The sequence below is a fragment of the Streptomyces liliiviolaceus genome, from assembly GCF_018070025.1.
Classification (GTDB): Bacteria; Actinomycetota; Actinomycetes; order Streptomycetales; family Streptomycetaceae; genus Streptomyces; species Streptomyces liliiviolaceus.
Genome location: NZ_JAGPYQ010000002.1, coordinates 1,971,276 through 1,985,279, shown reverse-complemented (window position 1 = coordinate 1,985,279; position 14,004 = coordinate 1,971,276). Strand labels below are relative to the sequence as shown.

At 70.7% G+C, this 14,004-nt stretch carries 11 protein-coding genes; 6 read left to right on the top strand and 5 right to left on the bottom strand.

Annotated elements, in window-relative coordinates; translation table 11 throughout:
* Positions 1-26: 26 nt before the first annotated feature.
* The 3 genes from J8N05_RS44025 to J8N05_RS44015 form a co-directional block, all read right to left on the bottom strand.
* On the bottom strand, positions 27-389 hold the full coding sequence (locus J8N05_RS44025) for a cupin domain-containing protein (protein WP_210893293.1): 363 nt from the start codon (positions 387-389) through the stop codon (positions 27-29).
* Positions 390-502: 113 nt separating this feature from the next.
* The gene (locus J8N05_RS44020) at positions 503-2,014 is read right to left on the bottom strand and encodes a metallophosphoesterase family protein (RefSeq protein ID WP_210893292.1); all 1,512 of its coding nucleotides are present in this window, start codon (positions 2,012-2,014) and stop codon (positions 503-505) included.
* A gap of 197 nt (positions 2,015-2,211) precedes the next feature.
* On the bottom strand, positions 2,212-2,628 hold the full coding sequence (locus tag J8N05_RS44015; RefSeq protein WP_210893290.1) for a RidA family protein: 417 nt from the start codon (positions 2,626-2,628) through the stop codon (positions 2,212-2,214).
* A 168-nt stretch (positions 2,629-2,796) separates the two neighbouring features.
* Between J8N05_RS44015 and J8N05_RS44010 the strand changes: the two genes are divergently transcribed.
* The 5 genes from J8N05_RS44010 to J8N05_RS43990 all read left to right on the top strand — a co-directional run bounded on the left by J8N05_RS44010 (position 2,797) and on the right by J8N05_RS43990 (position 9,653).
* On the top strand, positions 2,797-3,279 hold the full coding sequence (locus J8N05_RS44010) for a cupin domain-containing protein (RefSeq protein ID WP_210893288.1): 483 nt from the start codon (positions 2,797-2,799) through the stop codon (positions 3,277-3,279).
* Complete coding sequence (locus tag J8N05_RS44005; protein ID WP_210893286.1) at positions 3,276-4,202, top strand: acyl-CoA thioesterase; 927 nt, start codon at positions 3,276-3,278, stop codon at positions 4,200-4,202. Before J8N05_RS44010 ends, J8N05_RS44005 begins: the two co-directional genes overlap by 4 nt.
* Before the next feature lie 91 nt (positions 4,203-4,293).
* Complete coding sequence (locus J8N05_RS44000) at positions 4,294-5,997, top strand: AMP-binding protein (RefSeq protein WP_210893285.1); 1,704 nt, start codon at positions 4,294-4,296, stop codon at positions 5,995-5,997.
* 13 nt (positions 5,998-6,010) lie between these two features.
* Positions 6,011-8,392 (top strand): bifunctional salicylyl-CoA 5-hydroxylase/oxidoreductase, encoded by a 2,382-nt coding sequence (locus J8N05_RS43995; protein WP_210893283.1) that lies wholly within the window; start codon positions 6,011-6,013, stop codon positions 8,390-8,392.
* Positions 8,393-8,591: 199 nt separating this feature from the next.
* Positions 8,592-9,653, top strand: coding sequence for an LpqB family beta-propeller domain-containing protein (locus J8N05_RS43990; RefSeq protein ID WP_247706941.1), 1,062 nt, complete (start codon positions 8,592-8,594; stop codon positions 9,651-9,653).
* Positions 9,654-9,682: 29 nt separating this feature from the next.
* Here J8N05_RS43990 and J8N05_RS43985 read toward each other — a convergent pair whose 3' ends face one another.
* On the bottom strand, positions 9,683-10,105 hold the full coding sequence (locus tag J8N05_RS43985) for a PPOX class F420-dependent oxidoreductase (RefSeq protein WP_210893278.1): 423 nt from the start codon (positions 10,103-10,105) through the stop codon (positions 9,683-9,685).
* 138 nt (positions 10,106-10,243) lie between these two features.
* Entirely contained in the window at positions 10,244-11,056 is an 813-nt protein-coding gene (locus tag J8N05_RS43980) for an SAM-dependent methyltransferase (RefSeq protein ID WP_210893276.1), read from the bottom strand.
* Between the two features lie 339 nt (positions 11,057-11,395).
* Here J8N05_RS43980 and J8N05_RS43975 point away from each other — a divergent pair, with 339 nt between their 5' ends.
* Complete coding sequence (locus tag J8N05_RS43975) at positions 11,396-13,948, top strand: glycoside hydrolase family 127 protein (RefSeq protein WP_210893274.1); 2,553 nt, start codon at positions 11,396-11,398, stop codon at positions 13,946-13,948.
* Positions 13,949-14,004: the final 56 nt, after the last annotated feature.

Genomic DNA, 14,004 nt, shown 5'->3' with positions numbered 1-14,004 from the left:
CGATCTGCGTGCCGGTCCGGGAGGGGTCAGTCGGTGGCCTTCGCGTACTCCTGTGCCATCCCTCCGGCGAAGTCGAACACCACGGTGGGTTCGTCCCCCACGACCCAGGCGTCGTGGCCGGGCGGGCAGACGAAGACGTCTCCGGGGCCGACCTCGCCCTCGGCGCCGTCGTCCATCCGGATCCGCATACGGCCCTGGAGGACGTATCCGTTGTGGTGGACCTGGCAGCTCCCGGTGCCCGCGATCGGTCCCACGGACTCGGACCAGCGCCAGCCCGGCTCGAACGTCGCCACGGCGAAGTCGAGGCCGGTGAGGTGTACGGCCTCCAGGTGACCGTGCGGGAAGTCCCGCCGTTCGTCCGGTTTCTCGACCGCCTTGATCTCCATCATGACGGTCCCTCCAATTCAGCGTGTTCCGCGGCCTCTGGGCCCTTTCCTCCTCATCGTCCGCCCGCAAGCCGGGCGCCGCCAATCGGGGGAACCGCCCGGTGGATCACCCCGCGTCACACCAGGGGGATGACGACCTCGTCCTCGACGGGCGGATCGAGTTCCTGCGGCAGGTTCCCGGTCGCCGAGAAGCAGCGCAGCCGGACGGACTCCGGACTGACGTCCAGGCGCAGGAAGCACTTGAAGAACGGCGGACTGTACGTCGCCGACCCCGGCGAGAAGAGCTGCGTGTAGGCCTTGCGCACCGGCAGGCGCATGCGTGAGGTGCGGTCGGGTCGGCCGCCCGCGCCCAGCAGGCTCGCTACGAGGCGGGTGCGCGCGGTGACACGGGTGGCCCCGGCCTCGGCCCCGGCTCTGGCCCGGGTCCGGGGGATGCCGAGACGTTCGGAGACGACGGCGGTCGCCTGGTCCTCGGTGAGCGTGAAGAAGCGCCGCATCCGCAGCCGGCGCCCGTAGAGCCCGCTGTAGAAGGCCAGCGAGTCGCCGCGCAGCGGATAGCAGCGGAAGTCGGCCTCGGTGACACCGCCGATGGAGACGCGCGGCATGGTGTGGGTGGCGTGCATGAAGGCTCCGCCGCCACCGGCGACCACGTACTGGATGGTGCGGCCGTCCACCTCCACCGGATAGCGCTGGTAGTTGTGGATGTCACCGCCTATCGCGGCCACGTAGTGATGGGCGGGATCGCGCACGATGTCGTCGACCGTGCCGCCGCCGTCGATCTGGCAGGGGTGGTGCTCGGCGTCCACGTACAGGGGGGAGCCGGTGACGAGGATCTTGGGGGTGTCGCCCTGGGAGACCTCGCGGAGCCAGCGGCCCTGCTCGGCGTCGATGGTTCCCAGCAGTCCGGTGTCGATGCCTATGATCCGCACCGGGCCCGCGTCGACGGCCCAGTACGGGCCCGGCTGGACGGCCTGTTGGGCGGGGGCCGAGCGCAACTTCCGCGCCTCCGCCAGGCGTTGTTCGTCGGGGGCGCGCGGTTTGTGCCACAGCAGTGAGCGCCACCAGGCGGACGACAGGGGGCGGGGCCGGGGCTGTGGTGGGAGGGGCCGCGCGTCGCAGAAGACGCGCATGAAGCCGTCCAGGTCCTCGTACCAGTCGTGGTTGCCGGGTATCGCGTAGATCGGTGCCTGGTAGTCCTGGTACGGGCGGAAGAACTTCGTGCCGTAGTCGTCGGTGGCGCCGACCGGGTAGATCACGTCGCTGGCGAGCACGGCGAACTCCGTGTCCTGACCGGCTCTCAGGAAGCCCGGTACGACGGCGTACTGGGGTTCGTCGCCTTCGCCGGTGTCCCCTATGACCATGAAGGAGAAGTTGTCCGGGGCGGGGTGTCTGAACACCTTGTCTGCCGGGGCTCCGGCGGCCGTTCGTTGCTCCACCCAGCGGTTGCGGGTGTGGGCGGTCGGGTCGCCGAAGAGGGAGGCGAGTGTGCCGTTGCGGGCGGGCCACAGGGTTTTGGGGTTCACCCAGGACAACTTCTCGGTCCGTTGTGGCATCAGGTGCGTGTACGCGCCGCGTTCGGTGCTGCCCCAGCCTGCGCCGGCCGCGGTGTCGCGTGAAGAGTCGGACATCCGCGAACGGTAACAACGTACCTAGCTGCGCCGTTCCCCGCGCCCCTAAAAGCAGCCGGGCGTGCGGAGTTGCTTTTGCCTGCGGGCCGGTGGGGGCTGGCCGCGCAGTTCCCCGCGCCCCTAAAAGGCAGGGGGTGCGGCCGGTTTCCTTAGGGGCGCGGGGAACTGCGCAATCTTTGACGGGGCCGAGACGGGGGTTACGGGCGGAGTGTCAGGCGGTCGGAGGGGATCACCGCCACGCCCGTGATCTCGATCATCGCCTCCGGTTGCCACAGCGCCGTGCAGCCGATCCCGGCCATCGCCGGATAGACCGGCCCCGCAAGCTCCCGCCACACCCGCCCGATCTCCTTGCCGTGCGCCTGGTAGTCGGGGATGTCGGTGAGGTAGATCGTCACGCTCACCAGATCCCCCGGCTCCCCGCCAACCTCGCGCAGCGTCGTCAGGACGTTGCCGAACGCCTGGCGGAACTGCTCGACGATCCCACCCGGCACGATCTTCATGTCGGCGTCGAGAGCGGTCTGCCCGCCCAGATGGAGCGTGTTCCCCGCGAGAGTTCCGTGCGAGTAGCCACGGGGCGTCGGCAGCGCTCCCGGGTTCACGGCGATGGGAGTCACGTGGCCTCCGGTTCAAGTTCGCGGCCCGGTCCGACGGGCCGTCTCCGGTCGGGTGCGGCATGCTGTATTGACAATAAATGACGGTCGTGAAAAAAACGAGATACCACACGTACCGTGCCACCGATCGCCCGCTCCCGAAACCGCACGACCGGAACGGAGCCAGCCCCCATGGAGCCCGACCTCAGCAAGTACCGCCTGGAGGGTGACGCCTCGATGTACCGGCTGCCCAGCGGGATCGTCGCCCCCGTGGTCACGCGCGCCGGATCGGAGAGCGGGAACACCGCAGACTCCGGCGGGGCCGTCCGGATCTCGGGCGTCAGCATCCAGCACACCCCCGCCACGAAGCTGTGGTTCGGCAAGGTCAGCAACGAACCCGGCTACCGCTCGGTCACCCACCACCACGGCGAGGCCGAGACCGGCGGTTACGTCCTGTCGGGGCGGGCCCGCATCTACTTCGGCGAGAAGTTCGAGGACTACGTCGACATGGCGGAGGGCGACTGGGTCTTCGTCCCGCCGTTCATGCCGCACATCGAGTGCAACCTCTCCCGCAGCGAGCCGCTGACCTGGATGACCACCCGGACGCCGGAGAACATCGTCGTCAACCTGACCGACGTCCCCGACGCCGATCTGCGCGACTGGCTCGACCGATGACGCCGGGTCCCGGACCGACGCCCAGCGGTACGCCGCCCACCTCGGCCTTCTTCACGGACGCCGTCGCGCTCACGCCCACCGCGGCCGAGCACTTCGACCTGGCCTTCACCGCCGTCACCCAGCCCTGCCCCTGGCCCAAGGCGTACGGCGGCGACCTCGTCGCGGCGGCAGCGGCGGCGGCCATGCGGTCGGTGACCGACGCCAAGACGCTGCACTCGATGCACAGCTACTTCCTGCGCCCCGCCGACATCGGCGCCCAGGTGCGCTACGAGGTGGAGGTGCTGCGCGACGGCCGCGGCTACAGCACCCGGCAGGTGCGCGGCTACCAGAACGGCAAACCGCTCTACGTGTGCCTCGCCAACTTCGCCGCGGGGGAGCCCGGCGGCACCTTCCATGCCGAGTTCGGCGAGGTCGTCCCCGACCCGGAGGACCTGCCCAGCTCGGCGGCGTACCTCGAAGAGCGCAGCGGCGGCTCGATGACCGACGAGTCGAAGGCCTACTGGTCGGCCGGCCGCAGCTTCGACATGCGGCACGTGCCCGGCCCGGTCTACCTCACCGTCGAGGGCAAACGACTGCCCCAACAGGCGCTGTGGGTGCGGCCGTTCGACAGGCTGCGTACCGTCGAAGGACTGACCGACGTCCAAAGGGACCTCGCCGCGCTGGCGTACGTCTGCGACTACACGATCCTCGAACCCGTCCTGCGCGTCCTGGACCTGGCCTGGGCCGATCCCGGGCTCGTCACCGCAAGCCTCGACCACGCCATGTGGTTCCACCGCTCCGGGCCGGTCGGCGACTGGCTCCTCTACGTCCAGGAAGCGGTCGCCGCCGACGCGGGCCGCGGACTGGGCACCGGCCGCTTCTTCACCCGCGACCACCGCCACCTGGCCACCGTCGTCCAGGAGGGCATGATCCGCCCCGCCTGATCCGCCGCCCGGTACGGCCCGGCCCGGCCGGCCTCGTCCGGTACCGAGCGGCCCCGCCCGGCACCGACGGGCTCCCGGAAGGACTCCTCCGTTGACTCTTCCGCCACCGCACCCACCGCACCCACCGAGGCCCTCCCGGCCGCCGTCCTCCTCGGCGTACGAGGACACGTTCGCCCGCGACCATCTCCCGCCCGCCCACCTGTGGCCGACGATCGAGTTCACCACGCCCGGACCGCGCCACCCCGAACGGCTCAACGCCGCCGCCGAACTCATCGACCGTCCCACGTCGGCGTTCGGGGCCGACCGTCCGGCGCTGCGCACGCCGGCCGGGGAGATGTGGACCTACGGGGAGCTGCGGACCCGCGCCAACCAGGTGGCCCAGGTGCTCACCGAGGACCTCGGCCTGGTCCCGGGACAGCGGGTCCTGCTCCGCTCGCCCAACACCCCCTGGACGGTCGCCAGTTGGCTCGGCGTGCTCAAGGCCGGGGGAGTCGTCGTCACCGTCATGGCCGCGCTGCGCGCCCGGGAGATCGCCCCGGTCGCCGAACGGACCCTGCCCGCCCTGGCCCTGGTCGACCACCGCTGCGCCGAGGACGTCCATGTCGTACGCGACACCGTGCTGCCCTCGCTGAGGGTCGTCGAGTTCGGCGGCGGCGGGCCGGGCGACCTCGTGGCCCGCGCCTCGGCGAAGTCCGGCGAGTTCACCGCCGTGGACACCGCCGCCGACGACGTGGCGCTCCTCGCGCCCACCTCCGGCAGCACCGGCACCCCGAAGATCACCATGCACTTCCACCGGGACGTCCTGGCCATCGACGACACCTTCGGCCGCCATGTGCTGCGGCTGCTCCCGGACGACCTGGTCGCCTGCAGCGCCCCCTTCGCCTTCACCTTCGGCCTCGGCATGCTCGTCGTCTTCCCGCTGCGGGCCGGCGCCTGCGCGCTGCTGACCGAGGCCGTGACCCCGCCGGGCATGGCGGAACTCGTGGAGCGGCAGGGCGTCACCGTCCTCGCGACGGCGCCCACGGCGTACAAGGCGATCCTGCGCGAGGGGCGTGAACAGCAGCTCGCCGGACTGCGTGTCGGCGTCTCGGCCGGCGAGCACATACCGGTCGGCACCTGGGAGCAGTTGCGCGACCGCATCGGACTGCGGGTCGTCGACGGGATCGGCGCCACCGAACTGCTGCACATCTTCATCTCGGCGGCCGGTGACGACATCCGCCCCGGCGCCACCGGGAAGCCGGTGCCGGGCTTCCGCGCCACGATCCTCGGCCCCGACGGCACGGAACTGGGCCCCGGCGAACCGGGCAGGCTGGGAGTCATCGGCCCGGTCGGCTGCCGCTACCTCGACGACGAACGCCAGAAGGACTACGTCGTCAACGGCTGGAACGTCACCGGTGACGTCTTCCACCGCGACGAGGACGGCTACTTCCACTACCACGCCCGCGGCGACAACATGATCGTCTCCTCCGGCTACAACATCGGCGGCCCCGAGGTGGAGGCCGCCATAGACACCCACCCCGACGTCCTGGAGTGCGCCGTCGTGGGGCGCAGCGACGCCGAACGAGGCGAGGTTGTCTGCGCCTTCGTCGTCCTGCGGGACGGCGTGGGCGGTGACGCCGCCAAGGCCAAGGAGATCCAGGACCACGTCAAACAGGTCATCGCGCCCTACAAGTACCCGCGGGACGTGCGGTTCCGTGCGTCCCTGCCGCGCAACGCCAGCGGCAAACTGCAGCGTTTCGCACTCCGCGCGGCCGTCGAGGACGAACGGACCGCCGCGGCCGACGGCGAGCACTGAAAGAGGAACCCCCGTGAAGATCGCGATCGTTGGCGGTGGCCCCGGCGGCCTCTACTTCGCCGCTCTCATGAAACAGCTCGACCCGGCTCATGAGATCACCGTGTGGGAGCGCAACGCCCCGGACGACACCTTCGGCTTCGGCGTGGTGTTCTCCGACGAGACGCTCGGCGGCATCGAGAACGCGGACCGCGAGTTCGCCGACGCCATGGCCCGCCGCTTCGCCCGCTGGACCGACATCGACATCCACTACCGCGGCCGGACCCACACCGTGGGCGGCCAGGGCTTCGCCGCGATGGGCCGCCGGGAACTGCTCGGACTGCTGCAACGCCGCTGCCACGACCTCGGCGTGCGCGTCCGCTTCTCCACGGCCGCCCCCGACACCGACGCCCTGCGCGCCTCGTACGACCTCGTGGTGGGTGCGGACGGAGTGAACTCGCAGGTCAGGGACGCCCACCGGGACATCTTCCGTCCCACGCTGGACCAGCGGCACAACAAATACATGTGGCTGGGCACGGACCGGGTCTTCGAGGCGTTCCAGTTCTTCGTCAAGCAGACGGAGTGGGGCACCATGCAGGTGCACGGCTACCCCTACTCCGAGACCGGCTCCACCTTCATCGTCGAGATGCACGAGGACGTGTGGCGCCGGGCCGGCTTCGACGTCACCGAGGAGACCGCCTTCGCGCCGGGTGTCTCCGACGAGCGGGCCGTCGAGCGCGTCCGCGGTCTCTTCGCCGAGGAACTGGCCGGGCACCGGGTGTTCGCGAACAACTCGAAGTGGCTCGGCTTCACCACCGTACGCAACGAACGCTGGCACCACGGCAATCTCGTCCTCGTCGGGGACGCCGCGCACACCGCGCACTTCTCGATCGGATCGGGCACCAAACTGGCGATGGAGGACTCCCTCGCCCTCGCCGCGTGTCTGCACGAACACCCGGACACCGAGGGCGCGTTGAGGGCGTACGAGGCGGAGAGACGCCCCGTCGTCGAGTCGACGCAGCGGGCCGCCCAGGCCTCCCTGGAGTGGTTCGAGAACATCGGCATGTACGCCCATCAGGAGCCGACCCAGTTCTGCTTCAACCTGCTGACCCGGTCCCGCCGCATCACGTACGACAACCTCCGCACCCGCGACAGTGAGTTCGCCGACCGGGTCGACGCGGCCTTCGCGGTCTCCCAGGGACTGCCCGAGACCGCTCCGGCGATGTTCCAGCCCTTTCGGCTCGGGGAACTGGAGCTGAAGAACCGGGTGATCGTGTCCCCGATGGACATGTACTCGGCCGTCGACGGCGTCCCCGGCGACTTCCACCTCGTCCACCTCGGCTCGAAGGCGATGGGCGGCGCCGGACTGGTGATGACGGAGATGGTGTGCGTGTCGCCCGAGGGCCGCATCACACCCGGCTGCACGGGACTGTGGAGCGACGAACAGCGCGACTCGTGGGAGCGGATCGTGTCCTTCGTCCATGAGCGCAGCTCCGCCCGGATCGGGCTGCAGCTCGGTCACTCCGGCCGCAAGGGCTCCACCCGGATCATGTGGGAGGGCATGGACGACCCGCTGCCGGACGGCAACTGGGAGCCCGTCGGCCCCTCTCCGCTGCCGTACGGACCTGGGTCGGCCGTTCCCCGCGAGCTGGACCGTGCCGACCTGGACGCCCTGGTCGCCGACTTCGTCGCCGCCGCCCGCCGCGGCGCCGAGGCGGGGTTCGACCTCCTCGAACTCCACTGCGCCCACGGCTATCTGCTGTCCTCGTTCCTCTCGCCTACGGCGAACCACCGCACCGACGAGTACGGCGGTCCGCTGCGGAACCGGCTCCGCTTCCCCCTGGAGGTCTTCGACGCGGTCCGTGCCGTCTGGCCCGCCGAACGGCCGGTGATCGTACGGATCTCCGCGACGGACTGGGCCCCGGACGGCAACACCGAGCACGACGCCGTGGAGATCGCCCGCGCCTTCATCGCGCACGGCGCGGACGCGATCGACGTCTCCTCCGGGCAGGTCACCAAGGACGAACGCCCCGCGTACGGCCGCTCGTACCAGACGCCGTTCGCCGACCGGATCCGCCACGAGGTCGCCGCGGCCACCGGCACGGCCGTCATCGCGGTCGGCGCCATCGCGTCCTACGACGACGTGAACTCGATCCTCCTCGCGGGCCGCGCCGACCTGTGCGCCCTCGGCCGCACCCATCTCTACGATCCGCACTGGACCCTGCACGCGGCGGCCGAGCAGGAGTACCGCGACAGCGCCGGCCAGTGGCCGCTCCCGTACCGGGCCGGTGCCCGCAAGCCGCCGAGCGCCCGTACCGACGCCGTCCGCCCACGTCTGTCCCTGCTGCGGGCCGAGGACCCCGGACAGGCCGTCCACCTGCGCTGGATCCCGCCCCGGAAACCGGCCGCCGTCTCCTGAGAACGCGCCACCGTGCACCGCTCCCACATGACCGAAAAAGAGCCCCTCACTACGTCATGTGACGCATTGACCCCAATGCTCCATCACGGTTGCATGCATCTGGACCTCCGGCGGGGAGCCGGGGGACACGGCATGCCGAGTGTGGGGGGAAACGATGATGCGTACGGGCTGGGGCACCACAAGACGGGTGAGAGCCGCCGTGAGCGTGTCGGCCGCGGTCTGCGCGGTCACGGCGGTGCTGCCGGGAGCCGCCTCGGCCGAGCCTGCGCGCGGCGCGCTCGGAGCCGGGGTCGAGCGGGTCAGTGTCGCGTCCGACGGCACCCAGGGCGACGGCGCCTCCGTCGGCGGCACGATCACGTCCGACGGCCGGCGGATCGCCTTCTCGTCGGTGGCCCAGAACCTCACGACGGGGTTCCCGATGACCTACGAGAAGGTGTTCGTCCGCGACCGGCGGACGAGCCAGACCTTACAGATGAGCACCAGCGCGCCCCCGATCGAGCGACGGCCGGTGATCAGCGGTGACGGGGAGTACATCGCCCACTGGGGGCTGATACAGCGGGACACGAAGTCGTTCCTGTCCCAGCTGGAGTCGCAGGGCACGATCGGCATCAACTGCTCGGGCCTCAGCTGCAGTCAGCCGTCGCTGAGCGAGGACGGCCGCTACGTCGCCCAGGTCGGCACCTCCGGGCGGCCGGCGGTCCGGCAGCGCATCGAGGTGCAGGACTGGCACGCCAACACCACGCAGACCGTCTTCGAGTTCGACCACATCCTCCCGTCCCGGCCGTCCATCAGCGGTGACGGCCGGTTCGTCGCCTTCGAGGACGGCCAGGCCCAGGACGTCTTCGTGTGGGACCGGACCGACGACACCTCCGCCGGCCCGATCGAGGGCCCGTCCGAGGCGGCGACACTCGTCCAGCTCAGCAGGGACGGCAGCAGGATCGTGTACCTCTCGGGCTCCGACACCTACGTCCAGGACGAGAGCTCGGGCAGTGAGCAACTGGTGCCTGACGCGCGGGGCCTGGCCATCGACCCCACCGGCCGCTATCTGCTGTACGCCCCGCGGGACACGAGCGGACCGTCGCTCGTGCTGCGCGACCTGGTGACGGGCACCGACGAGATCGTCTCGGAGCAGCCCGCCTCGGCCGGGACCGACGCGGTCAGCACCGGTGGGCGTGACGTGGTCTTCCACTCCACGGCCGACGACCTCGTGCCCGGCGACACCAACGGCACGTCGGACGTGTTCGTCCGCCGCTTCTACTGATCGCGCACTTCCGCCGATCGCTACGGCCGTTACGTCGAGGCCTGGTCGTTGTCCTTGAGCGCGCCCCAGCCGTGCCACCGGTCGACCTCGATGAAGGCGCTGACCCGGTCGCGGACGCGGTCGGGATAGGCCTCACCGGTGTAGTGCCGGGAGATGCGGTCGATGTCGACCAGGCCCTCGTCGTCCTTCATGTCCGTCACCTGGCCCAAGAGGGTGACATGGGTGTACCAGTCGTCGCCGTCGAGGACGGTGAGCGTCACGCGGGGGTCGCGGCGCAGGTGTTTCAGGCGCACCCGGCCCAGGTCCATGCTGATCAGCGCGCGGTCGTCCTCCCACAGGTACCAGGTGGGGGTGGACACGGGCGCGCCGTCCGAACGCACCGTGGCGATGACGGCCGCGTTCGGACGGCTCAGCAGTTCGACGGCCTCGGGCGGAAGCGGCGGCTTGGACATGTGCACTCCTCCATCTGGGCGGGCCCGCAGGGTGAGGATCTCCCGCGACTGCATCCTCGTGCCCCGCGTTCGCCCTCGCCACTCGGCGCCCCTGCCACTCGGCGCCGCCGCCACGCCGGGCGGGCCCGGCCCCGAAGGTCAGGGCTTCACGGCCACCGCGCCGAACTGCGGGACCGTCACGGGGGAGGCGGTCCCGGGGTGCCACTGCGTGCAGGAGACCAGGCCCGGTTCGAGGAACTCCAGACCGTCGAAGAAGGCGGTGACCTCCGCGCGGGTGCGGGCGGTGATCGGCGGGGTGGCGTTCTCGTTCCAGAACTCCATCGCCGCCACGTTGCCCTCGCCGCCGAGGTCGGGGTCGGTGGTGGGATGGGTGAGCACCAGATAGCTGCCGGACGGGACGGCCGCCAGGACCTGGCGCACGATGTCCTGGGCCTTTTCGGTGTCGAGGACGAAGTTGAGGATGCCCAGCATCATCACCGCGACGGGCCGGTCGAGGTCCAGGGTCGCCGAGGCGCGCTCGATGATGCCCTCGGGGTGGTGGACGTCGGCGTCGATGTAGTCGGTGGCACCCTCGCGCGTGCTGGTCAGCAGCGTCCGGGCGTGGGCGAGCACGATCGGGTCGTTGTCGACGTACACGATGCGCGCGTCGGGCGCGGAGCGCTGAGCTATCTCGTGGGTGTTGTCCAGCGTCGGCAGACCGGTGCCGATGTCCAGGAACTGCCGGACCCCGTGCTCCTCGACCAGGTGCCGGACCGCACGCCCGAGGAACTCCCGGTCGGCGCGGGCCACGTCGCGGATCACCGGGAACATCCCGGCGACCTGGTCGCCGACGGCCTGGTCGACCTCGTAGTTGTCCTTGCCGCCGATCCAGTAGTTCCAGACCCGGGCGTTGTGCGCCACCCCGGTGTTGAGCCTCCCGGAACCGCTGGACGGGGCCTGGTTCTCACTCATGTCTTTCCTCTCCCGGACACCCGCGGACCCGCCGCGCGTGTCCTGGGCGTCTGCGGCCGCCGTGGCGGCACCCAACCGTCGTCCCCGCCATTCTGCCGCCTGGTGATCACGCCGTCCCCGGATTCCGGCACGCCCGCCCACAAAGCTTTCTTGATCACTTTGAACGTTTCAAATCAGAGGGTGCCTACCTGGCAACATCCCTCCGTGCGCGAACCCTTGACGCTTGTGGTGTGCACACTTACCGTCTCCCGCGGACGATGTAAAACGATTCAAGTCTCTTCGGTTCGCCCCCTCTGCTTTCCGTCTGGTACTTCCCCTGCCCGGAAGGAGCACGGCGTCTTGCCCGCACCGCACGACCTGCCTCGCCCGTCCCGCCGCCGGATCCTGGCCGCCGCGTCCGCGGCGGCCGCGGCCACCTCGCTCGCCTCGTTCGCGCCGCGGGAAGCCGCTGCCGCGACGACCGGACCGCGATCGGTCCTCACCGCCTTCCGGCTGTCCGACGTCCGGCTGCTGGAGAGCCCGTTCCTCGCCAACATGCGGCGCACCTGCGCGTATCTGCTCTTCGTCGGCACCGACAGGCTGCTGCACACCTTCCGGCTGAACGTGGGGCTGCCCTCCACCGCCGAACCCTGCGGCGGCTGGGAGGCGCCGGGCATCCAGCTGCGCGGCCACACCACCGGACATCTGCTCAGCGCACTGGCCCAGGCGTACGCCAACACCGGCGACGACGCCTACGCGGCCAAGGCCCGTTCCCTGGTGTCCGCCCTGGCCGAGTGCCAGCGGGCGGCTCCGGCGGCCGGGTACCACGCGGGATATCTGTCCGCGTTCCCCGAGTCCGTCTTCGACCAGCTGGAGGCCGGCGGCAAGCCCTGGGCCCCGTACTACACCATCCACAAGATCATGGCGGGGCTGCTCGACCAGTACGAACTGGGCGGTGACAAGCAGGCGTTGGCCGTGCTGCTGGACATGGCGGCCTGGGTGGACGCCCGCACCGCGCCGCTCTCCGCCGAGCGGATGCAGACGCTGCTGAAGGTCGAGTTCGGCGGGATGAACGACGTACTCGCCCGCCTCCACCTGCTGACGGGCGACCCGGCGCAGCTGCGGACCGCCCGGCGCTTCGACCACGAGGAGCTGTACGCCCCGCTGGCCGCAGGCCGGGACGAACTCGCGGGCCGCCACGCCAACACCGAGATCGCCAAGGTCGTGGGAGCGGTCCCGAGTTACGAGGCCACGGGCGAGAGGCGCTACCTCGACATCGCCGACCACTTCTGGACGACGGTCGTGCGGGACCATTCGTACGCCATCGGCGGCAACTCCAACCAGGAGCTGTTCGGGCCGCCCGGCGAGATCGTGAGCCGCCTGTCCGAGGTGACCTGCGAGAACTGCAACAGCTACAACATGCTCAAGCTCGGCCGGCACCTGTTCCTGCACCGCCCCTCCCGAGCGGCGTACATGGACCACTACGAGTGGACGCTCTACAACCAGATGCTCGGGGAGCAGGATCCCGACTCCGCGCACGGGTTCGTCACCTACTACACCGGACTGTGGGCGGGTTCGGAGCGGCAGCCCAAGGGCGGCCTCGGCTCGGCGCCCGGCAGTTACAGCGGCGACTACGACAATTTCTCCTGCGACCACGGCTCGGGTCTGGAGACCCACACCAAGTTCGCCGACAGCATCTACTTCCGGGACCGTGACTCCCGCGGCCCCTCGCTGTACGTCAACCTGTTCATTCCCTCCGAACTGCGTTGGCGAGACGTCGGTGTGACGGTGCGTCAGGAAACCGGCTACCCCACAACCGACCGCACCCGCCTCACCGTCACCGGGGGAGACGCCCGCTTCACGCTGAGGCTGCGTGTTCCCGCCTGGGTTGCTGACAGTGGCCGGGAACCCCGGCTTGAGGTCAACGGCCGCCCCTTCCCGGGCCGGCTGAAGCCGGGCACGTACGCCGCCGTGGAACGGCACTGGCGTCCCGGGGACACCGTGGAACTCGTCCTGCCCCGACGGCCCGTCTGGCGGGCCGCCCCCGACAACCCGCAGGTGAAGTCGGTCTCGTACGGGCCCCTGGTCCTCGCGGGGGAGTACGGCGACACCGCGCTCGCCACCCTCCCGGCGATCCGGCCGCAGACCCTGCGCCCGGTGTCCGGCAGTCGCACGGCGTTCACCGCTGTCGCCGACGGGCGGCACGTGTCACTGCGCCCGTTCCACGAGGTGCACCACCAGCGCTACAACGTCTACTGGGCCGTGCGGCCGCGGCCCGCGCGCGAACGGGACATCGCGCGCTACCCCTTCGACGAGGGGACCGGCACCTCGGCGGCCGACCGTACCCGCACCTTCGCCGACGCGACCCTCGCGTCGGGTGCCACCTGGACCGAGGCGGACGGCGTGCGGTCCGTGTCCCTGGACGGGAAGGGCGCGCATGTCGTCCTCCCGGCCGGACTGCCCGGCGGACTTGACGAACTGACCGTGAGCGTCCGGGTCCGCGTGGACACCTTCGTCGCCTCCGCCCGCGTCTTCGACCTGGGCTACCACAAGGACACGTACCTGTTCCTGGCGGCGACCACCGGAGCTCGGCGCGCCCGCGCCGCGCTGAAGATCGCCGGCATGGAGTCGGAGGACGTCATCGACGCGGGTGGTCCGCTCCCCGTCGGCCAGTGGGTCCACGTGGCCCTCACCCTCGGCGGCGGCACGGGTGTCCTCTACCTCGACGGTGTCGAGGCGGGACGCAACGACGCCATGGTCGCGAGCCCGCTCCTGCTCGGCGCGAGCACCCGCAACCACCTGGGCCGCTCCCAGAACAGCACCCACCCCTATCTGCACGGCGCTGTCCGTGACTTCCGCCTCCACAACCGGGCCCTGAGCGCGTCCGAGGCGGCGCGCCTGGCGGCCGGCTGATCCGCCGTCTCCGGTCTCCGGCGCTCCACCGAGCACCGGCCCCCCTCGTCACCCCG